The 23,290-nt window shown below is 74.1% G+C and carries 18 protein-coding genes and 1 tRNA gene; 7 read left to right on the top strand and 12 right to left on the bottom strand.

The genetic code is table 11. The annotated features are described in order from the left end of the window. Positions 1–263 precede the first annotated feature (263 nt). From ABT403_RS30330 to ABT403_RS30320, 3 genes are all read left to right on the top strand, one after another. On the top strand, positions 264–779 hold the full coding sequence (locus tag ABT403_RS30330) for a cupin domain-containing protein (RefSeq protein ID WP_344166934.1): 516 nt from the start codon (positions 264–266) through the stop codon (positions 777–779). Between the two features lie 96 nt (positions 780–875). Beyond that, entirely contained in the window at positions 876–2,351 is a 1,476-nt protein-coding gene (locus ABT403_RS30325) for an MFS transporter (protein ID WP_344166936.1), read from the top strand. After that, positions 2,348–2,947: a TetR/AcrR family transcriptional regulator gene (locus ABT403_RS30320; RefSeq protein WP_344166938.1), complete on the top strand. Its 600-nt coding sequence runs from the start codon at positions 2,348–2,350 to the stop codon at positions 2,945–2,947. The genes ABT403_RS30325 and ABT403_RS30320 overlap by 4 nt, the downstream gene beginning before the upstream one ends. 67 nt (positions 2,948–3,014) lie before the next feature. On the opposite strand, the gene ABT403_RS30315 is transcribed toward ABT403_RS30320, so the two are convergent. The 3 genes from ABT403_RS30315 to ABT403_RS30305 all read right to left on the bottom strand — a co-directional run bounded on the left by ABT403_RS30315 (position 3,015) and on the right by ABT403_RS30305 (position 9,460). Then, on the bottom strand, positions 3,015–3,908 hold the full coding sequence (locus tag ABT403_RS30315; RefSeq protein WP_344166940.1) for an Imm49 family immunity protein: 894 nt from the start codon (positions 3,906–3,908) through the stop codon (positions 3,015–3,017). 84 nt (positions 3,909–3,992) lie between these two features. Continuing rightward, positions 3,993–5,330, bottom strand: coding sequence for a M1 family metallopeptidase (locus ABT403_RS30310; RefSeq protein WP_344166942.1), 1,338 nt, complete (start codon positions 5,328–5,330; stop codon positions 3,993–3,995). A gap of 95 nt (positions 5,331–5,425) precedes the next feature. Next, complete coding sequence (locus ABT403_RS30305) at positions 5,426–9,460, bottom strand: Pls/PosA family non-ribosomal peptide synthetase (RefSeq protein ID WP_344166944.1); 4,035 nt, start codon at positions 9,458–9,460, stop codon at positions 5,426–5,428. Between the two features lie 269 nt (positions 9,461–9,729). Here ABT403_RS30305 and ABT403_RS30300 point away from each other — a divergent pair, with 269 nt between their 5' ends. After that, positions 9,730–9,942 (top strand): hypothetical protein, encoded by a 213-nt coding sequence (locus tag ABT403_RS30300; protein ID WP_344166946.1) that lies wholly within the window; start codon positions 9,730–9,732, stop codon positions 9,940–9,942. A 111-nt stretch (positions 9,943–10,053) separates the two neighbouring features. Here the strand turns inward: ABT403_RS30300 and ABT403_RS30295 are convergent, their stop codons facing one another. Next, positions 10,054–10,506 (bottom strand): hypothetical protein, encoded by a 453-nt coding sequence (locus ABT403_RS30295; RefSeq protein WP_344166948.1) that lies wholly within the window; start codon positions 10,504–10,506, stop codon positions 10,054–10,056. Between the two features lie 240 nt (positions 10,507–10,746). Between ABT403_RS30295 and lepB the strand changes: the two genes are divergently transcribed. Then, the gene (gene lepB / locus ABT403_RS30290) at positions 10,747–11,415 is read left to right on the top strand and encodes a signal peptidase I (protein ID WP_344166950.1); all 669 of its coding nucleotides are present in this window, start codon (positions 10,747–10,749) and stop codon (positions 11,413–11,415) included. 31 nt (positions 11,416–11,446) lie between these two features. Here the strand turns inward: lepB and ABT403_RS30285 are convergent, their stop codons facing one another. Next, positions 11,447–12,037: a TIGR03086 family metal-binding protein gene (locus ABT403_RS30285; protein WP_344166952.1), complete on the bottom strand. Its 591-nt coding sequence runs from the start codon at positions 12,035–12,037 to the stop codon at positions 11,447–11,449. Positions 12,038–12,198: 161 nt separating this feature from the next. Here ABT403_RS30285 and ABT403_RS30280 point away from each other — a divergent pair. Beyond that, positions 12,199–12,273 (top strand) — tRNA-Trp (locus ABT403_RS30280). 59 nt (positions 12,274–12,332) lie between these two features. Here ABT403_RS30280 and ABT403_RS30275 read toward each other — a convergent pair. The 5 genes from ABT403_RS30275 to ABT403_RS30255 all read right to left on the bottom strand — a co-directional run bounded on the left by ABT403_RS30275 (position 12,333) and on the right by ABT403_RS30255 (position 18,307). Beyond that, positions 12,333–13,238, bottom strand: a complete 906-nt coding sequence (locus tag ABT403_RS30275; protein WP_344166954.1) for an aldo/keto reductase — start codon at positions 13,236–13,238, stop codon at positions 12,333–12,335. A 10-nt stretch (positions 13,239–13,248) separates the two neighbouring features. Beyond that, complete coding sequence (locus tag ABT403_RS30270) at positions 13,249–14,184, bottom strand: NAD-dependent epimerase/dehydratase family protein (RefSeq protein WP_344166956.1); 936 nt, start codon at positions 14,182–14,184, stop codon at positions 13,249–13,251. 103 nt (positions 14,185–14,287) lie between these two features. Next, a complete protein-coding gene (locus ABT403_RS30265) occupies positions 14,288–16,090 on the bottom strand; it encodes a methyltransferase (RefSeq protein ID WP_344166958.1) in 1,803 nt (600 codons plus the stop codon). A gap of 111 nt (positions 16,091–16,201) precedes the next feature. Continuing rightward, positions 16,202–17,371 carry a 4-hydroxybenzoate 3-monooxygenase gene (locus tag ABT403_RS30260; protein ID WP_344166960.1) on the bottom strand — a complete coding sequence of 390 codons (1,170 nt, stop codon included), beginning with the start codon at positions 17,369–17,371 and terminating at the stop codon, positions 16,202–16,204. Between the two features lie 357 nt (positions 17,372–17,728). Continuing rightward, positions 17,729–18,307 (bottom strand): ATP-binding protein, encoded by a 579-nt coding sequence (locus ABT403_RS30255; RefSeq protein ID WP_344166962.1) that lies wholly within the window; start codon positions 18,305–18,307, stop codon positions 17,729–17,731. Between the two features lie 267 nt (positions 18,308–18,574). On the opposite strand from ABT403_RS30255, the gene ABT403_RS30250 reads away from it, so the two are divergent. Next, the gene (locus ABT403_RS30250) at positions 18,575–19,531 is read left to right on the top strand and encodes an alpha/beta hydrolase fold domain-containing protein (protein ID WP_344166964.1); all 957 of its coding nucleotides are present in this window, start codon (positions 18,575–18,577) and stop codon (positions 19,529–19,531) included. A 564-nt stretch (positions 19,532–20,095) separates the two neighbouring features. On the opposite strand, the gene ABT403_RS30245 is transcribed toward ABT403_RS30250, so the two are convergent. Beyond that, positions 20,096–21,355, bottom strand: a complete 1,260-nt coding sequence (locus ABT403_RS30245; protein WP_344166966.1) for an FAD-dependent monooxygenase — start codon at positions 21,353–21,355, stop codon at positions 20,096–20,098. A gap of 474 nt (positions 21,356–21,829) precedes the next feature. Beyond that, positions 21,830–22,837, bottom strand: a complete 1,008-nt coding sequence (locus ABT403_RS30240) for a LacI family DNA-binding transcriptional regulator (protein ID WP_344166968.1) — start codon at positions 22,835–22,837, stop codon at positions 21,830–21,832. Between the last annotated feature and the right edge of the window lie 453 nt (positions 22,838–23,290).

Below are 23,290 nucleotides of genomic sequence, written 5' to 3'. Positions count from 1 at the left end.
ATTCCCATCCGTTTTACCCGGCTCGAATGCACATGAGTTTCCGACAAGGGGTCGCCCGTCGTTTTCCCATGAATTCGGCGGGCTCCGCAGGGTGTCCTGCCGGGTGAAACGGTCAGCAGGGCACAGGAATGAGAATACGGTCATGCCGGAAATGGCCACCGCATTACGGGTCGAACCGACCTCGAATCCCCCTGGAATTCCAGGCCGGTCCCGGCCGCGCGGACCATACTCGAGCGAGCCCGACCCCGACCGAGGAGGAAAACGTGCCCACGGCACAAGACTGGATCGACGCCCTCGCCCTGGAACCGCACGTGGAAGGCGGCTACTTCCGGCGGACCTTCCAGGCGGACCACCGCCCTCCGATCGCGACCCCGGCCGGGGAGCGCTTCACCCTGACGTCGATCCACTATCTGCTCACGCACTGGTCGCCGGTCGGGCACTGGCACCTCAACCGGTCGGACATCCTGCACTTCCACCACCACGGCGACCCGGTCACCTATCACCTGCTGCATCCGGACGGCCGGCACGAGACGGCCGTCCTCGGACAGGACCCGCGGCGGGGCGAGGTGCTCACCCTGGCCGTTCCGGGAGGGGTCTGGAAGGCCTCGCACCTCACCGCCGGGGACCACGGGCTGATCAGCGAGGCCGTCGCGCCGGGGTTCGACTTCGCCGACATGACCCTGGGGCGTCCCGACGAGCTGACGGCGCTGTTCCCGGACCACGAGGAGCTGGTGCGCCGCTACTGCCGCGCCGGGGGTCCGGACGCCCCGGCCGGGTGAGGAGGGGGCGGGCACGGGGGTGCACAGTCGTTTACCCTGAGGGGTGAACAACCGTGCACCCCTTGAGTGCCCGCTCCCTCCCCCCTCTGGAGCAGCATGCCCCCCGCGATATCCGCCACCGGCCGCCCCTCCGCGCACCCCCGGCTCGTCGTCCCCGTCCTCGCCCTCTGCGGCATGGTCGTCGCCGTGATGCAGACCCTCGTGGTCCCGCTGCTGCCGCACGTCCCCGCGCTGACGGGCGCGAGCCCCGGCGCCGCCGGCTGGCTGGTCACCGTCACCCTCCTCACCGGAGCGGTCTTCACACCGGTCCTGGGTCGCGTCGGGGACATGTACGGCAAGCGGCGCGTCCTGCTGGCCTCCCTCGGCGTCCTCACCCTCGGCTGCGTCCTCTGCGCGGTCAGCTCCGACATCGGCGTGCTCATCACCGGCCGGGGCCTGCAGGGCGCCGCCCTCGCGGTCATCCCGCTGGGCATCAGCATCATCCGCGACGAACTGCCCGCCGAGCGGGTGCTGCCCTCGATCGCCCTGATGAGCTCCACGCTCGGCATCGGGGCGGCGATCGGCCTGCCGGTGGCCGCGGTGGTCATGGAGAACTTCGACTGGCACACCATGTTCTGGGCCTCCGCCGCCCTCGGCCTCATCGACCTGGTCCTGGTGCTGCGGATCGTCCCCGAGTCCCCCGTGCGCTCCCCCGGCCGCTTCGACCTGCCGGGCACCCTCGGCCTGGCCGGCTTCCTCGTCGGACTGCTCCTCGCCATCACCCGGGGCGCGGACTGGGGCTGGACCTCCGCGCGCACCCTCGGCCTGCTCGGCGCCTCCGCCGCCGTGGGCCTGCTCTGGGGCCGCTACGAGCTGCGCACCCGCTCCCCCATGGTGGACCTGCGGGTCTCGGCGCGGCCCGCCATGCTGCTGACCAACGTCGCGGCCCTGCTGACCGGCTTCGCCTTCTACGCGAACTCCCTGGTCACCGGCCAGATGGTGCAGGAGCCCACCAGCACCGGGTACGGGCTCGGCGCCTCCCTCGTCGTCAGCGGCCTGTGCCTGCTGCCCGGCGGCCTCGCGATGGTCGCCCTCTCCCCGGTCTCGGCGCGGATCTCCGCCGCGTACGGGCCCCGGACCGCGCTCGCGCTCGCCTCCCTCGTCATGGCCGCCGGCTACGTGGTCCGCTTCTACACCAGCCACAGCCTCTGGCTGATCGTGGCCGGCGCCACCATCGTCTCCTGCGGCACGGCGATCGCGTACTCGGCGCTGCCGGCCCTGGTCATGCGGGCGGTCCCGGTAGGCGAGACGGCCGCCGCCAACGGCCTCAACACCCTGATGCGGTCCGTCGGGCAGGCCTGTTGCAGCGCCGTGGTCGCCGCCGTGCTGGCCCATCTGACGTTCACGGCCGCAGGCCACACCGCCCCGACCCTCCACGCCTACCTGCTGATCTTCCTGATCGCCGGCGGGGCCGCGCTCGCCGCGCTCGCCGCCACGCTGTTCCTGCCGTCGGACCGGCCGCGCGACCGGGGGATGCGGGACGGTACGGTCGCGATGTCAGCGTCCGTGACCGCCGCCCGGGAGAGCGCATGAGCACCACCGACGGATCCGCCCCCGAGCGGACCGCCCACGACACGGGGGAGAAGGGCGCCGCGAGCGGCCGGGACGCCATCGTGCGCGCCGCGCGCCGGGCGTTCACGCTCAAGCCGTACGCCGAGGTCACCATGCGCGGCATCGCCGCCGCGGCAGGGGTGAGCCCGTCGCTGATCGTGAAGCGGTTCGGCAGCAAGGAGGCGCTGTTCAACACGGTCGCCGACTTCGGGGCGGCCGCCGACGCCCTGTTCGCGGCCCCGCCCCCGGAGCTCGGGCGGCACCTGGTCCTGACCATGGTGGACCTGCGGGACCGCTTCGGCGGGGACCCGCTGCTGCGGGTGGTGTTCTCCCTCGGCATCGAGGACGAGCGCACCCTGCTGCGGTCCCGCTTCCGCGAGCAGGTCACCGACCGGCTGGCCGCCGCCCTGCAGGGGCCGGACGCCGCGCTGCGCGCCGAGCTGATCGCCGGCCAGCTGCTGGGGCTCGGCGCCACCCTGAGCCTGCACCGCCCGGACGGCGCGGGCGCGCAGGCCGGCGCGGAGCGGCTGGCCGACCTGTACGCGCCCGGCCTCCAGCGCCTCGTCGACGGGGCCTGACGGCCGCGCCGGACGACCCCGGCGAGCCGGCCGGCCCCGGCGAGCCGGCCGACGTGCGTACGGCGGCTCAGGCCATGTCGAAGCCGGTGACCAGGGTGCGCGGCAGGTAGTCCGTGTCCACCGCCGGCAGCCAGCCGTGCGTCCGGTACGCGAGCGCGGCCAGGGCCAGCGGCAGCAGCGGCAGGAGGGTGCGCGGCCGGGTGACGGGGCCGGGCTGGGCACTGTGGTGCAACAGGAGTGCGGCCAGCCCGGTGTGGAAGGCCTCGCGGTCCCCGGCGGCCACGGCGCGCAGCACCCGCAGCCCCACGGCGTGCGGCCGCTCCAGGAGCCCCTCCCCGCCTTCCCCAGCCGCCCGTACGCCCATCCGCTCCAGCCCGGCGTCGATGGCGGCGAGCTTCGCCCCGTCGCTCGGCGGATAGTCCTGGTCCTCGTCCCCGGTGTCCCCGATGACCTGGGCCATGAACCCCTTGACGAGCTCCGTCGCGGGGTCGCCCGGGGCGTTCCCCTCCCACTCCTGGCGGGCGAAGTGGAAGGCCTCCCCGTTCGACGAGACCCGGTCCGTGAGGATCGCCAGGCAGAACGCGTCGTTCCACTCCCAGGCGGTGACCCCGTCCATGTCGTCGCGCTCACCGCCGGGCCGGTAACTCATCCCGAAGTTCACGTGGTCGAGGAAGACGCTGAAGGAGTCGTACGTGTGGTACGCGGCGTAGGCGACCGCGCCCGCGGCCGCCGCGGCCGCGTCCTTCAGGTAGGCCTCCGCCTGCGGGGTGTCGAGGGCGGGCGCCTCGACGGACAGCGCGCCCAGGTGGTCGAGGAGGTCCTCGGAGAGCGTCTGCCACTCGTACGTGGCCATCGGCCCGCCCCGCGACATCGTGCGGACCTGCGCCCCGAACCGGTCCTCGAAATCCTCCAGGGCCGCCGAAACAGCCGCTTCCTCCACCTGATGACGCTCTATCCGCACCGCACCGCTCCTTGATCACCGACTGGTCCCCCACCCTAGAGCCCGGGTCCGACAACGGCTCGGGACGGGTCCGCGGAAGCGGTGTCAGGGGCCGTGCGGCGGGGGCGGCAGCGGGGGGAGGGCCGGTTCGTCCAACCACGCCGCGCAGAGCCCGTCCGTGGGTTCTGGAGCGTAGCGGGCGGCGTGGGCGGTGAAGGCGGCCGTGGTCACCACCCCGTGGCGGTGCTCCACGGCCCAGTCGCGCAGCATGCGGAAGAAGGCCGCCTCGCCCAGGGCGCAGCGGAGCGCGTGGACGGTCAGGCCCCCGCGCTCGTAGAGCCGGTCGTCGAACATCAGCCTGCGGCCCGGGTCGGACAGGCGCAGGTCCTGCGGCCGGGAAGCGAGGAAACGGTGTGCGGCGGCGGCCAGTTCATGGGCGGTGCGGCCGCCGGAGCGCTCCGACCAGAGCCATTCGGCGTACTTGGCGAAGCCCTCGTTGAGCCAGATGTGCCGCCAGTCGGCGATGGTCACGCTGTTCCCGAACCACTGGTGGGCGAGTTCGTGGGCGATCAGCCGCTCCGAACCCCGGGCACCGTCCACGTGGTTGGCGCCGAAGGCGGCCATGCCCTGGGCCTCCACCGGGACGTCCAGTTCCTCGTCGGCGACGACCACCGTGTACTCGCCGAAGGGGTAGGGCCCGAACAGCTCCTCGAACAGCCGCATCATGGCGGGCTGGCGGGCGAAGTCGTGGGTGAAGCGCGGCAGCAGGTGCGCGGGCACGTGGGCACTCTGGGGGACGGCGCCCGGCCCGGCGCCGTCCAGCGGTACGGCCCGGTACTGGCCGACGGACAGGCCCACCAGGTAGCTGGAGGTGGGCGCGGCCTGCTCGTACACCCAGGTGGTGGTGCTGGCCCCGGTGGTGCGTGTGAGCAGCCGGCCGCCGGCCGCGACGGTGTACGCGGACGGCGTGTTGAGGGAGATGTGGTAGGAGGCCTTGTCGGCGGGCCGGTCGTTGCACGGGTACCAGGAGGGCGCGCCGACCGGCTGGCTGGCCACCAGCGCGCCGTCGGTCAGCTCCTCCCAGCCGATGCCGCCCCACGGGCTGCGGACCGGCTTGGGGTTGCCGGACCAGTGCACCTCCACGGTGAACGCGGCGCCGGCGGGCAGCGGCCGGGCGGGCCGGATCCGCAGCCGGCCCGCCCGGTGGGTGTAGTGCGGGGCGCGGCCGTCGAGCAGGACCCGTCCCAGCCGGAACCCGGCCAGGTTGAGCTGGAACTCGGCGAGCGCGGCCGGGCCGGCGATGGCGCTGATCCGGGCCCGGCCGGTGAGCCGGTTGGGTCCGGGCCGGTACTCCAGGGCGAGTTCGTAGCGGTGCGCGCGGTAGCGCGGGTCGCCGTTCTCCGGGAAGTACGGGTCCGGTGCCGCTGTCTGCTGGCCGCTCACTGCCGTTTCCGCTCCCTGCGCCGTGCTCGTACGGGATACCCGGTGGGGCCGGGGTCGCGGCGTCCCGGGCCGGCGGCCGGCCGGGGGACGCGGGTTCAGGAGCGCCACGCCTCGATCGGGTTGCCCAGCCAGCGGGTGCCGTCGGGGACCGACTCCCCGGCCATCACGAGGGAGGCGGGGCCCACCGTGCCGCGGGCGCCGATCGTGCTCCCGGGCAGGACGATCCCGCCCGGGCCCAGGGTGGCGCCCTCGCGCAGCACCACAGTATCCGTCCGCAGGATCCGGTCGTGGAAGAGATGCGTCTGCAACACGCAGCCCCGGTTGACGCTGACCCCGTCGCCGAGCACCACCAGGTCCGTCTCGGGCAGCCAGTGGCTCTCGCACCAGGTGCCCCGCCCGATGCGGGCGCCGAGGCCGCGCAGCCACAGCGTCAGCAGCGGCGTCCCGGGCACCGATCCGGCCAGCCAGGGCACGGCAAGGACCTCGACGAAGGTGTCGGCGAGCTCGTTGCGCCACACGAAGGCGCTCCACAGCGGGTGCTCGCCGGCCCGGTGCCGGCCCACCAGCACCCATTTGGCGGCCACGGTGACCGTGCAGGCGACCGCCCCGGCGGCCAGGAGCACCACCCCGGACAGCAGGGCGGCCCCCGCGGGCCCCAGCCGGCCGGGCGCCGCCAGCGCGCAGAGCGCCGCGACCGTCAGGACGGCGAGGGCCGCCGAGCAGAACACCGGGACGAGCCGGCAGAGTTCCACCAGGGCGCGCGCCCACAGCAGGCGGGCGGGCGGGTCGTAGGTCCGGCCGCGGTCGGCGGTCGCCGCCGAGCGCGGCAGCCTGACCGGCGGCAGGCCCAGGTAGGAGCCGCCCTTCTTGGCCTTCTTCGGGGTGGCGGACAGGACCCCGACCAATCCGTCGTCGGGGACCCTGCGGCCGGGGGCGGTCATACCGGAGTTGCCGAGGAAGGCACGCCGCCCGATCCGCGACGGCCCGATCCGCACCCAGCCCCCGCCGAGTTCACAGGGCGCCGTCAGGGTGTCGTCGGCGAGGAACGCCCCGTCGCCGACGGTGGTGAGGCTGGGCAGCCCGAGGACGGTGGACACCTCGGCACGGCGGCCGACGCGCATGCCGAGCAGCCGCAGCCAGACGGGCGTGGCCAGGGCGGCGTACAGCGGGAAGAGCGTGTCCCGGGCGAGGTCCATCAGCTGGGTGACGGCCCAGGCCTGCCAGCCGGTGCGGCTGTGCGTGGGATGGCTGCCGGTACGCAGGCCGAGGCTGAGCACCCGTACGCCGGCCAGCACCAGCAGCGCGTACGTGAGCCCGTAGGCGAGCGCCCCGGGCACCACCGCGAGCAGCGCCCCGCGCAGGGCCGGGCCGGCCCCGGCGCCGGCGGGGACGAAGCGGCCCGCCACCAGGAGCGCGGGCAGCGCCGCGAGCAGGGGCAGGGCGGTGAGGGCCACGCCGGTGGCCCCGTACATCGCGCGCCACGCCGGCGGGCGCGGCGGGCGCTGCCGGGGCCAGTCGTGTTTGGCCCGGCCGAGTTTGACGGCGGGGGCCCCGGCCCAGCGCTGGCCGGTCGGGACGTGGCCGACGACGGCGGAGCCGGGGGCCACCTCGGCCCGCTTGCCGACGCGCGCCCCGGGGAAGAGGAGGCTGCGCGTGCCGACGACCGCGCCCGCGCCGACCCGGACCGGGCCGATCACGAGCTGGTCCCCGTCCAGCCAGTGCCCGCAGAGGTCCACCTCGGCCTCCACGGCGCAGCCGCGGCCGAGCCGGAGCATGCCGGTGACCGGGGGCAGGGAGTGCAGGTCGACCTCGAGTCCGACCCGGTTGCCGAGGGCCCGCGCGTAGCGTTCCAGCCAGGTCCCGGTGAGAGAGGTGGCGCCAGCGCACTCGGCGAGCCGTTCGGCGGTCCACAGCCTCAGGTGGACGCGGCCGCCGCGCGGGTGGCGGCCGGGACTCACCCCGCGCAGCAGCAGGCGGGCGCCGCCGGCCGCGATCGCGAGCCGGCCGGGCGGGCTCAGCAGCAGCGCCGCCCCGGCGGCGACGAGCCACCAGGGGGCGGTGGGCGCCCACGGGTAGGGGCCGAGCCGGTGCAGTACGTTGCCCAGGGCGAGCAGCACCACCGTCCGGCGCAGTCCGGCGACGGTGAACAGTGGGAGCAGCAGCAGCGTCTGGAGGACACGGGAGCGGACCGGGACCGGGGTGACGGTCCGGGGCGCCTCGTCCTCCCCCGCCGTTTTCTCCAGCCGCCGGGCCAGCTTGCGCAGGACGGGCTGCTGGTAGACGTCGAGGACGGCGGCGCCGGGATAGCGGACGCGCAGCAGGGTGGCGAGGCGGGCGGCGGCGAGGCTGCCGCCGCCGATGGCGAAGAAGTCGTCGTCGGCGCCGGTGACGGGTACTCCCAGGGCCTCGGTCCACTGTTCGGCGAGCCAGGCCTCGGTGCCGTGCAGGTCCGCCGCGGGCGCCGTGGTCTCCGCTCCGGGCAGGGGCCAGGGCAGGGCGTCGCGGTCCACCTTGCCGGAGGTGCGGGTCGGGAGCGTGTCGACGGGGGCGAGCAGGGGGACGAGGGCGGCGGGCAGTTCGGCGCGCAGCCGGGCGAGGGCGGCCGTGTGGTCCCAGCCCTCCTGGGTGACGAGGTAGCCGACGAGGAGCTGGTTGCCGCCGCGTGCGGTGCGTACGGCGGCGGCCGCGCCGGCGACCGCGGGCAGGGCCTGGAGGGCGGCGTCGACCTCGCCGAGTTCGATGCGCCGTCCGCCGAGTTTGACCTGTTCGTCACCGCGGCCGAGGAAGACCAGGCCTTCCGGTTCCGCGCGGACCAGGTCGCCGCTGCGGTAGGCGCGCGGCCAGCCGAGGGAGCCGAGCGGGGCGTACTTCTCGGCGTCCTTGTCCGGGTCGAGGTAGCGGGCCAGTCCGACGCCGCCGATGACGAGCTGGCCGCTGCCGCCCATCGGCACGGGCTCGTCCGCCTCGTCGACGACGGCGAGCTCCCAGCCGGCCAGCGGCAGGCCGATCCGGACCGGTTCCTCGCCGGTCAGCAGGGAGGCGCAGGCGACGACGGTGGCCTCGGTGGGGCCGTAGGTGTTCCAGACCTCGCGGCCCTCGGTGACCAGACGCCGGCTCAGTTCGGGTGGGCAGGCCTCGCCGCCGAAGATCAGCAGCCGGACCTCGTCGAGGCTCTCGGGCTCCCAGAGCGCGGCCAGGGTGGGGACGGTGGAGACGACGGTGATCTCCTGGTCCACCAGCCAGGGGCCGAGGTCGGCGCCGCCGCGCACCTGCGAACGCGGGACGGGGACGAGGCAGGCGCCGTGGCGCCAGGCCAGCCACATCTCCTCGCAGGAGGCGTCGAAGGCGACGGACAGGCCGGCCATGACCCGGTCGCCGGGGCCGAGGGGCTCGTCGGCGAGGAACAGCGCGGCCTCGGCGTCGACGAAGGCGGCCGCGCTGCGGTGGCTGACGGCGACGCCCTTGGGGCGGCCGGTGGAGCCGGAGGTGAAGATGATCCAGGCGTCGTCCCCGGGCGCCGGAGGCGCGGAGCGGACCCGGCCGTGGGCGCGGGGGCCGGTGAGTTCGATGCCCGGGCCGGCGCCCAGGACGGCCCGGACCCCGGCCTCGGCGAAGACGAGGGCGGCGCGTTCGTCGGGGTCCTCGGCGTCGACGGGTACGTAGGCGGCTCCGGCGGCCAGTACGGCGAGGATGGACGCGTACAGGTCGTTGGTCCCCGACGGCACCCGTACGCCGACGCGGTCGCCGGGCCCGATCCCGCAGGCGGCGAGGACGCGGCGCCTGCGTTCGACCTCGGCGGCCAGGGCCCGGTAGGTCAGGCGGGTGGTGCCGTCGTCCAGGGCGGGTTCGTCGGGGTGGGCGCGTACGGAGGCGACGAAGACGTCGACGAGGGTGCGGGGCGGGGCGGGGGGCCCGGCGGAGAACCGGGCGGATTTGGCGGCGGGCCCGTCGGGGGCGTGCGCGTGTCCGCGCGGCTCGCCGGCCGGTTTTCCGTGCGGGCCTGCGTCGTGTCGTTCCCCGTGGGCGTCGGCCTCGATATCGGTGTCGCTGTTGTCGCTGTCGCCGTTCTCGTTGTCATCGTCGTCGTCGTCGAGCAGATCGAGTTCACCGCGCCCTGGTGTGATTGCCATCGGCCCTCGCGTCTCGTTCCCGGATTCGTCCGGAGCGCCGGTGGGCCCGGGTCTGCCCGGGTTGTTCCGTTCCGGCGCCGAACAACCCATCAGCGTAGTGCGGTGGTGGGGCGATTCCGGTTGAAGCGCCGGGCGTGGCCGGATCAGGCCGCTCTTCGGGTGGTGGCCGGACGTGTCGGCGGGCGGCGGCCGCCCGGTTTCGCGATGCTGGGCCGGGCGCGGCAGCAGGACGGCGGCCGGCCCGCGCGCACGGCGACAAGGAGAACGGCATGCCGACGGACTCGGTCGGACGGTTCCTGGCGGCTCTGGACCCCCGGCAGCGGGAGGCCGTCGAGGACAGGCCGCGCGAGGAGCAGGAGCGGCTCGCGGCGGCCTGGGAGGAAGAGCTGGAGGTGGACGACGAGCTCGACACCCTCGACGAACTGTCCCCGCCCGCCGCCGAGTCGGAGGCGGCCCGCCGGGTCATGGACCGCGAGTCCTGATGTCCGAGGCCTGAGGCCTGAGGCCTGAGGCCTGAGGCCTGAGGCCTGAGGCCTGAGGCCTGGCGCAGGGCCGCCCGGCCCTGCGTCAGGACCGGGCGGCCGTCGGCGGGTTCAGCAGGTGAGGGTGACCTCGTGGACGACGGGCCTGGCCGGCCAGGGGAACGAGGCCACGCCGAAGGCGGCGCGCAGGGTCGAACCGCAGGCGGCGGAGGCGGCGAGGGCACGCACCTCGACCGGCGAGGCGGTGAAGACGACCGGCCGGTCGTGCGCGACGGGCGAGCCGCCGCCGACGACCTCCACGGACAGTGTCGTGAACAGCTGACGGGGAGCGGGGGCCGGGCTGCCCGGGGAGGGCGGCCCCGCGAGGGCGACCGTGCCGTAGAACTCGACGGTGGTGCCGGTGACCTCGGCGCACACCCGGGTGGCCAGACCGGCCTGGAGTCCGGAGCCTCCGCAGGAGGTGACGGTCTCGGCGGGGGCCGCGGGCGCGGCGGCGAGGGCGGGGGTGGCCGTCAGGAGGGCAAGGCCTGCGGCGCAGGTGGCCAGAAGTGCTAAGCGGTTCATCGGAGTTCGCTCCAGGGTCGGGGGCCGCCACCCGGCGGAGTGGCCAAGCGAGGCGTTATGCCATGTGATATTTCACATGGTATTTAACGTGGCGATGACCGGAGGATGAACCGCTCCTACCGGGGCCATGACAACTCCACCCCTCCCCGACCGTACGATTCCAGCCATACACCGAATCGAACGGAGAAAAGAATGCGCAGGCCGGGGCGGGGATTGGGGATCACGGCGCTCGTGCTCCTCATGGCCGGATTCCTTATGCTCGCCGGGGGCGTCCTGGCGCCGCGACTGCTGTACCGGGGCGTACTGAACACCGGGTCCGCCATGGAGCCGGGCTACGCGCAGGGTGCCCGGATGCTGTTCCGGAAGGATCCGGACGAGGTCCGGCGCGGGGACGTGGTCCTGGTGACGGTGAAGGCCTGGGACGACGGCGAGCCCCTGGAGGGCCTGTTGGTCAAGCGGGTGGTGGCCGTCGGCGGCGACACGATCGCGTACGAGCGGGGCGCCCCGCGTCTCACGCTGGGCGGCAAGCCCCTGGACGAGCCGTACGTGAAGGACGGCGCCCCGACGGCGGGCACCTCCGACGCCTTCTCGGTGTCCGTCCCGCGGGGCCACGTCTTCCTGCTGGGCGACAACCGGAACGCCTCCCTCGACTCCCGTCACCACGCGGAGGCGTCGGCAGCCGGGACGATACCGGTCCACGACGTGCTCGGGGTGGCCCTCACGAGGGAGGAGACCACGCGGACCCTCTTCGTCGGCGGCTCGGTGATCATCGTCGGCGCCCTGGCCGTGCTCGCCTCCGTGCCCCTGGGCGTGGCCTGGCTGGTGGTCCGCCGGCGGCGGCCGGCCGCCCCGCAGACCCCGGTCTGGGGAGCCGTCACGGTGGAACCGGCCGGGCCCGCCAACTCCTGATCCGGGCGCATCCGGTCCCGCCTGGGCGGCGTTACGGCCCCCAGCCCGGGTCGCGTCCGCTGAGACCGACCGCCCGGTCCAGCGGGGAGGCGTCGTCCGGTACGGGCACCACGGGCCCGAAGAGGCCCTGCCCGTCGCCGTTCTCCTCGGCGACCGCCAGCAGGAAGGAGTGGGACGCCTCCAGGGCGGCGGCGTCGGGGACGTACTCCTGGCCGGTGGCCCGGGCCAGGTCCCAGCCGTGGACGACGAGTTCGTCCGCCGCCACCGCGGCCGCGACGGCGCCGGGCAGGTCCACCCCGCCCGCGCGGGTCATCCCCGTCCAGGCGGCCGGATCCCGCCAGGCCTCGGCGAGCTCGCCGAGGGCCCTCGGGAGCCGCTCGCGCCAGTCGCCGGGCAGCGGGGGCACGGCCTCACCGGGGGGCGTATCGGTGGTCGGGCCGAGCTCCTTGCGGGCGGCGTCGCGGAAGGCGACGGCCAGGCCCGCGAGGTGGCCCAGCAGATCGCCCACCGTGTAGGCGGGGCAGGGGGTGGGCCCGGCGAGCGCGGCGTCGGGCACGCCGGAGACGAGGCGGGCCACCAGGGCCGCCTGCGGTCCGAGATCGAAGGTCGTGGTGCCGGTCATCTGGGGTTCCCTCCGTGACGAACGGGTCTGAAGGGTAGACCGGCGGCGGGGCCGGAACTCATCGGACATGCCCAAGCCGTCGTCCGGCACCCCCGGCACCCGTGGCACCCCCCCCAGCACCCCCGGCACCTTCGGCACCCCGCGTAGGATGCGGGGCGGGCGGAGCCGTAGCGCAGAGGTCGACGCGCGCGGTCTCCAAAACCGCGAGGACACCGGTTCGAATCCGGCCGGCTCCGCCCGTCCGGCAGCCCCGGGAACGGGAGGCAGCGCACATGCGTCGGAGCCCCGGCCGGCTTCATCCCTCCTGCGGGAACAACGGCTCGGACAGGCGGGTGAGTTCCTCTTCGGTGAGGACGAGGCCGGCCGCGCGGGCCGAATCGGTGATGGAGGCCGGGCGGCTCGCTCCGGGGAGGGGGATGACGGCCGGGGAACGGGCCAGGAGCCAGGCCAGGGCGATCTGCTGCGGGCTGACACCGCGTTCGGCCGCCACGGTGTGGAAGGCGGTGCCCGTGGACGTCGGGCCGGAAGGGCCGTCGAGGGAGCTGCGGGAGATACCGCCGAGGGGGCTCCAGGGCAGGAAGGCCAGGCCCAGTTCGGCGCTCAGCCGCAGCTGGGGTTCGCTGTCGCGGACGGCCGGTGAGTACCGGTTCTGCACGGAGGCGAGCCCGTCGCCGAGGATCTCGTGCGCCTCCCGGATCTGGGCGGTGGTGACGTTGGAGATGCCGGCGGCGCGGATCGTCCCCGCGTCGCGGAGTTCGCGCAGGGCTCCGACGGACTCCGCCCAGGGAACGGACGGGTCCGGCTTGTGCAGCTGGTACAGGCCGATCGCCTCGACGCCCAGGCGGGCGGCGGAGGCCCGGGCGGCGCGCTTGAGGTGGTCGGGGGTGCCGGTGACGGTCCAGCTGCCGTCGCCGGGGCGGCCGCGGCCGCCCTTCGTGGCGATCAGGACGCCCGAGGTGTCGCCTCCGTAGCGGGCCAGGGCGCGGGCGATCAGCCGTTCGTTGTGGCCGGCTTCGCCGGCGTGCCAGTGGTAGCTGTCCGCGGTGTCGATGAGGGTGACGCCGGCGTCGAGGGCGGCGTGGACGGTGGCGACGGCACGGCTCTCGTCCGGGCGGTGCTCGATCGACAGCGGCATGGCGCCCAGGCCGATGGAGCCGACGGGAACGCCCGCGAGGGAGCGCCGGGGGTGGGGGTGCTGCATGGCGGGGTCCTCAGGAGGTGGGGGCTGCGAGGGTTTCGGCGACGGCGTCCGGCAGCCAGTCGGCGGTGTGGGAGAAGGTGAAGCCCAGTGCCTTCGCACGGGAGTTGCTCATGGCGTAGTGACGGTCGAAGGAGAACGGGGACGCCGGCGCGGGCGCGTCGGTCACCCGGTAGCGGGGTTCCCGTCCGGCCACGGCGGCGACGGTCGCGGTGAGGGCCCGTACGTCGAGCGGGCCGTCGGAGCAGGCGTTGAGCGGACCGCTGAAGTCCGTCTCGGTGGCCGCCCATTGCAGGAGGGCCGCCAGTTCCTCGTAGTGGATGAACACCGAGGGCAGTTCCCCGGCGCGCACGTCGACGGGCTCACCCCGCTCGACGCGCCCGGTGTAGTGCGCCAGGCGGCCGGTGAACTCCTGCGCGCCGCCTCCGAGTACGTGGGCGCTGCGGACTGAGGCGAAGGTGAAACCGCCGGCGCGGGTGAGGACGGCCTCCGCCTGGCGCTTGCCCTCGGCGTAGTGGGCCTCCAGATACGCGGCGTCGTGCCAGGGCAGGTCCGGGGTCACCGGCCAGGCGGCCGGGTCCACCGTGTCCTCCGGCACCGGGGTGTGCGCCGGGACGGCCGGCAGCGCGGCGGCGGTGGCCGGGTCGTACACCTCGATGGTGGAGGTCATGACGTACCGGCGGGTGCGGCCGGCGAAGACGCGGGCGGCGATCGCGGCCTGGACCGGGGTGTAGCAGACCTGGTCGACGACCACGTCGAAGGTACGGGGGCCGAGCGCGGCTCGGAGGGCCGCCTCGTCGTCGCGGTCGACGACGAGGTGCTCCACCCCGGCGGGCGGGCGGCCGGAGCCGCGGTTGATCACCGTGACCTGATGTCCGGCGGCCCGCAGCCGCTGGACCAGGAGCTTTCCGAAGTAACGGCTTCCGCCGATGACGCAGATCCTTTGCATGCCCCCACTGTCGGGGCCCGTCGCCATCAGCAGAAGTCGCGTGTTTGTGGGTGGGTGTTAAGAAAAACTGGTGACGGACGGCTGGCCGGAGGTGGCCGGAAGGTCAGGGCTTTCGCGGGGCCGGGGCGGGGGTCTTGCGGACGTGCAGGACGTGGCCGTCCAGGGGCAGCGGACTGTGGCCGTGCAGGTGGAGGCCCACGTCGGCGAGCAGGCGGGCGTAATGCTCGGCGCGGCGTTCGCGGCCGCCTACGTTGCAGAGCATGTGCAGGTCCCAGGCGGTGGCCAGCGAGGGGGAACCATCCGTGGGCAGGAGCCGTTCAACGATCAGCAGGTCGGCGTGGTCGGGCATCGCGCGGGCGCAGTGGCCGAGGATCTCCCGGCAGCGGTCGTCGTCCCAGTCGTGCAGGATGCGGGCGAGGACGTAGACGTCGCCTCCGGCGGGCACGTCGGCGAAGTCGCCCGCGCGGTAGTCGCAGCGCGCCCCGCAGCCCGCGGCGTCGAGCAGGCGGCGGGCCGCGGCGACGGCGTGCGGGCGTTCGAGGAGGACGCCCCGCAGGTTGGGGTGGGCGGTGAGGATCCGGCGCAGGAGTTCCCCGTTGCCTCCGGCGACGTCGACGACCGTGGCGGATGCGGGTGCCTGGGCTGCGGCGGTGAGGGCCGGGTGGTCGGGGAGCGGCCCGAACATGCGTGAGCCGGCGGCCATGGACCGGTCGAAGAGGTCGGCGAGTTCGGGGTCGCGGGCGAAGTGGTCGAAGTGGTTCTCGCCGAAGAGGTGGTCGAAGGCCGCCTGTCCGGTGCGTACGGAGTGGTCGAGTTCGCCGAAGGAACGGTAGAACGGGCCGCCGTACATCAGCGCCAGGGGGCGCATGGTCGCGGGCGCGTCCGCGCGCAGCAGGGCGCCCAGTTCGGTGAGGCGGAATCCTTCCTCCGGGAGGTCCTCCCGGGTCACGGCGCCGAGCATCGCGAGGTAGCTCAGGAGGGTGGCGAGAGCGCGGGGGTGGGTGCCGGTCAGACGGGCGAGGTCCTCGGTACGGCGGGCGGTGCGGGTGTCCATGGCGTCGGGCAGGCTCAGCCGGGCGAAGGAGGCGAGGGCCTGGGTGCTCCAGGCGCCGGTGAGCAGGTGGAGGAGCGTTTCGGCGGGCGGACGGGCGCCGGTGGTGGCGGGGTCGGTCGCGGTGGTGCCGGTTGCGGTGGTGCCTGCTGAGGGGCGGGTGTTCGGCTCGGGGTGGTCCAGGTGGGCGGCGAGGGCGTCGCGGTGGTCGCCGTGCGCGTAGAGCTCAAGGCGCCGGTAGGCACAGGCCGCAGCGGCGGGGGTGGTGAAGTACAGGACGGTGCCGTCCTCGTGCGGGTTGTAGCCGCCACCGTCGGGGCGGGCTCCGTACCTGGCGAGGATCGCGCACAGGCCACGCAGGACCAGGGGGTCCGGGTGGTCGATCTCGAAGGCGAGGTGTGCCTCGTGCCCGTGGGCCCGCTCGTGGGCGGCGATCCGCTCCAGGCCGGAGTGCGGGGGCACCGTCAGGGCGAAGACCTCGACCGCGCGGCGTTCCCCGTCGGCGCCGAGCACCTGCGGGCGCAGGATGCGCACGTCGAGTTCGCCGGGGTCGCGGCGGTGGCGCCGGGCGAGGCGGCCCCGGACGACCACGCTGGGGTGGGACGGGGTGTCCACCGTCAGCCCGCAGTCCGCGAGGCGGGCCCGCAGGCTCTCCTCATCCGGCGGGAAGACGAGCATCCCGGCGTGGGCGAAGTGGCAGTGCCCGGCCAGCGCCCGCAGGTCCGGGCCGCCGATGCCGGGCAGGAGGAGCGGGAGGAGGGAGGCGCTGTCGTGCTCACGGACGAACGCGGCGGCCGCGCGCAGGCGGGCCGTGTCGTCCAGCAGCATCGTTTCGTCGGAGAGCGTCGTCATCATCGTGGGGAGGTCCTCAGGAGCCGGTGGTGTTCAGGGCAGGGCGAGGCGGTGGTGGGGTGGTGGTGCGGTGTGGGCGAGCGGGGCCGGGGCCGGGGGGCGGAGTCGGCTCGGTCAGACGCCGACGTAGTTCTCGGCGAACCAGTCCTGGTGAATGCGCGAGGTGCGCAGCGAGGCGATCCGGGAGCGGCGCAGGCCAGCCTGGAAGAACGATCCGGCATCCGCGTCGGCGTCGGGCGCCGCGTGCAGCAGACGGGTCATCCACCCGGTGAACTCCTGGGCCCGCCAGATGTGGGCCAGGCACCGGTCGGAGTAGGCGTCGAGTCCGCTGGCGTCGCCCCGGGTGAGGGCGCCGGTGAGGGCCTCGGCCAGGATGTCGGCCTCCAGGACCGCGAGGTTGGCGCCCTTCGCGGCGGCCGGGGCGAGCAGGCTCGCCGCGTCGCCGGCGAGGAAGAGCGAGCCGTGCCGCAGCGGCTCGATCACCTCGCAGGTCAGGTCGAAGAGGCCGCGTTCCGCGAACGGGCCCCGGTGCAGCGGTCCGTGGTCCGGCGCGTACATCCGTACGTCGAGTTCGTCCCAGATGCGCTGTTCGGACCAGGCGTCGGCGGGGGTGCCGCGCCGCCACTGGAGGTAGTAGCGCGTCACCTCCGGGGTGCGGGCCATGTGTCCGGCGAAGCCCCGCTCGTGGAGGGCGTAGCCGACGGCGTCGAGGCTGGGCGGGGCCTCGGCGAGGAGGCCGAGCCAGGTCACGCCGTGGTCGTGGTGGTGACGGACGGCGCCTGGGGGCAGGGAGCGGCGGGCCGCACCGTGCCGGCCGTCGCAGCCGGCGACGTAGCGGGCGCTCCAGCGGGAGGGGCGGCCGTCGGGCTCGCGCGCCGAGACGGACGGCCGGGTGCCGTCGGCGTCGTGCACGGAGAGTGCCTCGGTGTCGAAGTGGACGCGTCCGCCGCGGTCGAGGTAGTGGCCCAGGAGGTCCGTGACCAGGTTCTGCTGCGGGTAGACGTAGTGCCGCTCGCCCTGGCCGAGGGCGCCGTAGTCGAGCCGGAAGCGGCCCTCGCCGGTGCGGAACTCGCAGGTGCCGTGCCGGCTGCCGTGGCGGTGCAGGCCGTCGGCGAGGCCGTGCCGTTCCAGGATCCGAGCGGTGGTGGGGGCGAGGAACCCGGCGCGGGCCCGGTTCTCGATGTGGGAACGGGAGGCGCGTTCGAGGATCACGCAGTCGATCCCTGCGGCGAGGAGGAGGTTTCCGAGGAGCAGACCGGCCGGGCCGGCGCCGAGGACGACCACGTCGACTGATGCGCGTAAAGCGCGAGTTGTCTGGCTTTCCGTCATAGCGGGTGAAGCATAAGCACGCGAAGATCAGCGAACCTACGCGAGCCATCCCTTAGCGGTAATAGAGTGACAATCACTCTGGAAGCCTGTGGCCCATGCCGACGGGCCCGAGACCGGTCCCCCACGGCCCGTCGGTAGCGCACGCCGGGCGTGCGGGGACATCACGCGCTCCCGTGTACCCCCTCTGAGCACCGGGGTTGCGGGATCACCGCCCTACGGCCGGGGCACGGAGGCCCCTCCGGTCCGGGCGACGTCTGCGTCGGCGCGTGGATGTGCGGCGGACGACCTCAGCCCGGTACCACTCCCCCTCCCTCACCGCTCCTCCCCGCCCTCCCCCAGCCCGCCGCAGGGGACCGGGACGGCCGGGATGCGAACCCGGACGACCTTCCCGGACGGGACGCGGAACGCCGCCACGCGACCACCGGCCTCACCGACGAGGCAGTTCACGATCAGCAGGCCGCGCCCGCCCTCCGCGTCGGCGCCGACGCCCGCACCGGCCTGTGGGCCCACACACGGCAGGGCAGGGTCCCCATCGGCGACGTCCAGGCACAGCCGGCCGGAGCGGAGACCGACGGTGGCGGTGATGGCGACGGTGACGCGCACACGACGCGATGCGCCGCCCTCACTCCCCGCATGCCGGACGGCGTTCGAGAGGAGTTCCGTGGCGACGAGGAGCAGCACCTCCGCACGTGACGCCGCCACGCCCCAACTCCGGAGCGTGCGGCGCATGGCCGCCCGCAACCGGGGCACCTCCGACGCCGCCAGCTCCAGCACCCAGGCAGCGAGGCGCCAGCCGGGTGGCTGGGCCGGGGTCGCCGGGACGGCCCGGGAGGCGGCGAGGTGCGGGCCGGGCGGCGCGGCCGGGGAAGCGGCAGATGCGGGGCTGGGCATGAGTATTACTCCCAGGGGGAGGGGGCGCTACAGGCAGGGGATGTCACGTGTAACTTCGGCGACCATCCCGACTGCACAGCAGGAGCGCGAGACGTTTACTCAGCTAAGCCGAATGTGTTACACGTGTAACGAAGCTAGCTGGGGCCCTCCATGAGCACAAGGCATTTCGGACATTCATCTGAAACGACTGGATCTTGGGAGGGCTGCCCCGCCCGCCCGGCACCACCCGCACGGACTCCCGTACGCGCCCACAGAAAGCTGGGGGAAATGACGCAACCACCTTCGCCCGCCGCCGACCTCGACCTCGGAACCTGGCCCCCGCCGCCCTTCCGCGTTCCGACCGCACCCCGTGTCGATGAGGACGGCACCCGCCACTTCGACGGCCTGACATACGCGGTCACCCTCGGCTACCGACCCTGCCTCCTCGACGCCCAGGTGCCTGCGGCCGAAGACCCGATCCCGGCCGTCGTGTGGATCCACGGCGGCGGCTGGATCGAGGGCGACCGCCGCTACCCGCCGCCGACCGTGCCGGCCCAGCTGCTCCACGGCACGGTCCTCGGGGCCGGGCTCGCGCTGGTGAGCATCGACTACCGGCACAGCCTGGAAGCACCCTTCCCGGCCCAGCTCCACGACGTGAAGGCCGCCGTCCGCTACGTCCGCCGCTTCGCCGACGAGCTCGGCATCGACCCGGACCGGATCGGCGTCATGGGAGAGTCCGCCGGCGGCCACCTGGCCGCGCTCGCCGGACTCGTACGCCCGGACGCGGGCGACGAGGCCGCCGCGCTGGAGGGCGGTGTCGGCGTCCGGGACCAGGACAGCGACGTGCGGGCCGTCGTCAGCTGGTACCCGGCCACGGACCTCGGGGCACTGCTCACCCGCCCGCTTCCGGTGCCGCCCGCACCGGACGGCACCGTCTTCCCCGACCCGTACGCCTCCCTGCTGGGCGGCACCCCGGACCAGTGGCCGGACCTCGCCCGCGCCGCCAGCCCGGTCACCTACGTGGGCCGAGCCACCCCGCCACCGTTCCTCCTCGTCCACGGGACGGAGGACCGACTGCTCCCGTACAGCCAGAGCGAGGACTTCGCGGAGGCCCTCCAGGAGGCGGGCGGAGAGGTCACACTGAGGCCGGTGGAGGGCGCCGACCACATCTTCCTCGGCGCCCCCAACGTAACGCCGATGGTCACCGAGAGCGTCGCCTTCCTCGCCCGCCACCTGGGCGCCTGAGCCCGGCCGGCGACGGCACGGACGAGGCACGCCGGGTGCGGGGCGCCGATACATCGATGCCCCGCACCCGGCGTACCCGCAAGCGCCACCGCACGTCCTGCGCCCTGCGCCATCTCCGCGATCGCCCCGGGGCCCGCGGAGTTCGACATCGGCATCGGGGGCGGCAGCAAGGGCGTCGGCCACAGGGAACGCCAGGGATGGGTCGTCCTCCGGCCGAACCCGTCGGACAGCCGGTCGTCGCTGATCGCCGTGACCGCCGACGACCTGCTGCCGGTCGCGCGGTAGAAGCGACCTTCACCGAGGCTTGACCGAGCTGATCACAGGTGCGCTCAGGGCCTCCCCCGTCACGACCGCGCACAGGCAGTCCCGGAGCCCAGACCCGGTGGTCCGGCCTGGGATGGCGCCGTTTCAATCGACCGACCGTGACCGGAGGCGAGCGAGATGCCACCAGGGACAGCTGAGCCTTGACGGGCGGCAGAACAGCACCAGCGGCTCAAGGTTTCCAGGCGTTCGGGTCTCGCCCTGACGTGACACCTACGGGCCGGCTGACGAGGTGATCGCGGATCAGGCCGGGCCGGCGGAGTCCGGCACCCCCGCGTAGTCGGGCAGCTCGATGCCGTTGATCGCGCGCCCGATCAGGTCGGTGAACCATTCGCCGGCGAAATCGGGGCGCGGCTCGGCGTCCGGCCCGGGGAGGTCGCGGCTGCGGGCGTTCAAACGGCCGATCTCCTGGTTGGCCTCGACGAACGAGCGCATCCGCGCCTCATAGCGGGCGAACCCGGTGCCGGGATCCCACTCGGCGGAGGCCAGCTCTCCGGCCAGCAGGTAGGCGCCGACCAGTGCCAGCCCGGTGCCCTGCCCGGACATCGGCGACGAGCTGAACGCCGCGTCCCCGAGCAGCCCCACCCGCACGCTCGACCAGCGGTCCATCACCACCTGGGCGACCTGGTCGAGGTAGAAGTCCGGGGCGTCGTCCAGGTGCGCGAGGATGTCCGGGGCCAGCCAGCCCAGGCCCGCCATCCGCTCACGCAGCAGGCGTTTCTGGGCGGCGACGTCCCGGTGGTCGACGTCGAAGTCAGCCGAGGCCGTGTAGAACATGGCCATCGCCCGGGTGGCGTCCTGAATGGGTCGCAGGAGGGCCGAGCGCCCGGACTCCTGGTCCTGGTACTCGAGCAGCCAGCGGTCCAGGCCGAACTCGTTGGGCACACTGTAGAAAGCCAGCACGTGCCCGAGGTGGCGGAGGAACCGCTCGTGCGGCCCGAACACCATCGCCCGCAGCTCCGAGTGCAGCCCATCGGCCCCGACCACCAGGTCGAAGCGCCGCCGGGCGCCGCCGGCGAAGACCACGTCGACGCCGTCCGCGTCCTGGGCCAGCTCGGCGATTCGGTCGCCGAAGATGTACTCGACGCCGTCGCGGGTGTCGTCGTAGAGCAGCCGGGACAGGTCCCCGCGCAGAATCTCGATGTCCGCGATGAACCCGTCGCCACCGTCGTCGTCCGCGCGGAAGGTCTCCAGCACCTGCCCATCCGCGTCCACGGTGTGCGCGCCGGCGGTGTCGGTGCACGCCGCGCGGACCGCCGCGTCCAGCCCCATGCGGCCGATGACATCCTTGGCGACCCCGCGTGCGTCCACCGCCTGCCCGCCGGGACGCAGCTCGTGGGCCCGCTCCACCACGGTCACCTCCGCCCCCCGTCGGCGCAGCCAGTGGGCCAGGGCGGGTCCCGCGATGCTCGCCCCCGCCACCAACACCCTGGGACCGCTCCCCCGCGTGCCCTGCCCGCCCGTCGGGATCGTGCGCTCCTGCGCGGAGTCGTTGACGCCCATCCCTGCCTCCTCCATGCTCTTCGTCCCGCGCTGGAACGTTCCCGGCACAGGCCCACGCGCTGTGGGGTGATTCAGGGTGTGGACTGCGGATCGGCACTGAACTCATCGGTGCGGCCGACATCAGGTCCACGCTCCGGGGAACACCCGGACTCGGCGTGGGCGCGCCTCGGGCCTAGGGTCCGACTACTTCGGCGAGCAGCGGGCGGGGCGGGTCAGCGGATCGTTGGCTGACGCCCAGGGGGCACGCTCGAGCCGTGGCAGCCGGACCGGACGCCGGTACGGGATGGGCGGTGGAGGTGATCGATGCGAGGCCACCTGCACACGGGCCGAGCAACGCCCTGGCCGTCGTAACAGCAGGCACCGACTCCTCTCTGCGGTGACGGACTTCGAGCCCCTGCCACAGGCTCCAGGAGGGGGAGGTAACACGTGTAGCCAGCGCGTCCCGAGGTCCTTCAGACCGCCTGGCCCGACGACTCAGGAGGACCGGCGGTGCACCAGCACGGGCTCTACGCCCCGCACCTGCGGCGGCACACCGCGCTCCACCAGGTCGTGGAGCGCGGCGGCCACCTGCGCGGGCGTGGGGAGATCCAGCCGTACGGAGGTCAGAGGCGGCTCTTGCAGCGCGGACAGCACGAGGTCGTCACACCCGACGATGGCCACGTCCCCCGGAACGGAGACACCGGCGGCGCGCAGGGCGTGCATCAACAGCGCGGCGTACTCGTCGTTGTAGGCGAACACCCCGTCCAGACCCACCTCACGCCAGTTGCCCGCGAGTTCGGCAGCGGATTCATGGGTGAAGGACAGCTCCAGCGCGCTGACGGTGGCCGTGCTGCGGGCGGCAACGCCTTCGGCTCCGGCGAGTCGCGGACGGGCGAAGGTGGCCAGACCGCGCTCCCTCGGCATGATCACGCCGAGGCTGCGGCACCCTCGGGAGAGGAGGTGCAGGGCGGCCATCGCGCCGATGCGCTCCTGATCGAGGTCGATGGTGTAGGCGCCCTGCACCTCGCGGGAGGCGAAGGCCAGAACTCCGCGTACCCCGGCCCGGGTCAGCACGTCCACGGCCTGGCCTGACAGGCCGTCCCCGTCCAGAGCCACGACCGCCACCGGCCGGAGTTCAGCCCACGCCCGGGCGGCACTCACCGGGTCGGGGAACCGCCCGGCGTGCAGCACCAGCACGTAGCCGTGGCGCTCGAGCTCGCTCTCCAGGTCGTCGACCCAGGACGCGACGAGCTGTCCGGCCGCGGACACGGACGCCGGCATGAGCACCAGGTTGCTCCGGCCGGCCCGTAGCGACCTGGCGGCGGCGTGCGGTACGTAGCCGAGCTGCTGGGCGGCCTCCAGCACCCGTGCGCGCGTGGATTCGCTGACCCGGTGGGCCTGGGTGTTGTTGAGGACGAAGGACACGGTCGCCCGCGACACCCCGGCCAGACGCGCCACGTCCGCGCTCGTGACCACGGCCGGCGCCGTTGGCTTCTTCCCCATGGCGTTCCTCGCCCCGCTCTCGCTCCCGGGCCGACTCAGGGTCCGACCGACAGTTTCCTCCCAGGTTACACGCGTTAGTGGCAGCGGGGCTTGACGGCTCCAGGCCGGTGCACACCGTGGATGGGGCGGCCCAGTAGCGCGTGGGGGCACGCGAGACTGCCCTTGTCATGGCGGAGCGCCCGAGGTGCGAGGGGGGCGGCCCCGGGCTGTCAGGGGCCCGGGGCCGGATGGCCGCACCCCTCGCGCGCAGCCCTCCGCAGATTACACGTGTAACCCAGTTTGGAGGAGTCTCCCGGCCGCATTTCATTGATGCCGACTGTCCGGCCCTTCGGCTGTCCGCGCCGGGCCGCCCGTCGGCTACGCAAGCAGCGCACGTGGCCGGCAGCCGATCGTCCGGTCCGTCCTCGAAGGAGACCCAGGCCCGACCGGGTAGTCCCGAACGAGGAAGGTCTG

The sequence above is a fragment of the Streptomyces sp. NPDC000075 genome, from assembly GCF_040301925.1.
In the GTDB taxonomy this organism is placed as follows: Bacteria; Actinomycetota; Actinomycetes; order Streptomycetales; family Streptomycetaceae; genus Streptomyces; species Streptomyces polychromogenes.
This window is presented reverse-complemented; position numbering and strand designations above follow the sequence as displayed.

Coding starts and splice junctions, on each gene's coding strand:
- ABT403_RS30295 (WP_344166948.1), bottom strand. CDS start 10,506: ATGAACCGCTTAGCACTTCTGGCCACCTGCGCCGCAGGCCTTGCCCTC.
- ABT403_RS30300 (WP_344166946.1), top strand. CDS start 9,730: ATGCCGACGGACTCGGTCGGACGGTTCCTGGCGGCTCTGGACCCCCGG.
- ABT403_RS30285 (WP_344166952.1), bottom strand. CDS start 12,037: ATGACCGGCACCACGACCTTCGATCTCGGACCGCAGGCGGCCCTGGTG.
- ABT403_RS30250 (WP_344166964.1), top strand. CDS start 18,575: ATGACGCAACCACCTTCGCCCGCCGCCGACCTCGACCTCGGAACCTGG.
- ABT403_RS30245 (WP_344166966.1), bottom strand. CDS start 21,355: ATGGGCGTCAACGACTCCGCGCAGGAGCGCACGATCCCGACGGGCGGG.
- ABT403_RS30325 (WP_344166936.1), top strand. CDS start 876: ATGCCCCCCGCGATATCCGCCACCGGCCGCCCCTCCGCGCACCCCCGG.
- lepB (WP_344166950.1), top strand. CDS start 10,747: ATGGCCGGATTCCTTATGCTCGCCGGGGGCGTCCTGGCGCCGCGACTG.
- ABT403_RS30320 (WP_344166938.1), top strand. CDS start 2,348: ATGAGCACCACCGACGGATCCGCCCCCGAGCGGACCGCCCACGACACG.
- ABT403_RS30305 (WP_344166944.1), bottom strand. CDS start 9,460: ATGGCAATCACACCAGGGCGCGGTGAACTCGATCTGCTCGACGACGAC.
- ABT403_RS30275 (WP_344166954.1), bottom strand. CDS start 13,238: ATGCAGCACCCCCACCCCCGGCGCTCCCTCGCGGGCGTTCCCGTCGGC.
- ABT403_RS30270 (WP_344166956.1), bottom strand. CDS start 14,184: ATGCAAAGGATCTGCGTCATCGGCGGAAGCCGTTACTTCGGAAAGCTC.
- ABT403_RS30255 (WP_344166962.1), bottom strand. CDS start 18,307: ATGCCCAGCCCCGCATCTGCCGCTTCCCCGGCCGCGCCGCCCGGCCCG.
- ABT403_RS30240 (WP_344166968.1), bottom strand. CDS start 22,837: ATGGGGAAGAAGCCAACGGCGCCGGCCGTGGTCACGAGCGCGGACGTG.
- ABT403_RS30265 (WP_344166958.1), bottom strand. CDS start 16,090: ATGATGACGACGCTCTCCGACGAAACGATGCTGCTGGACGACACGGCC.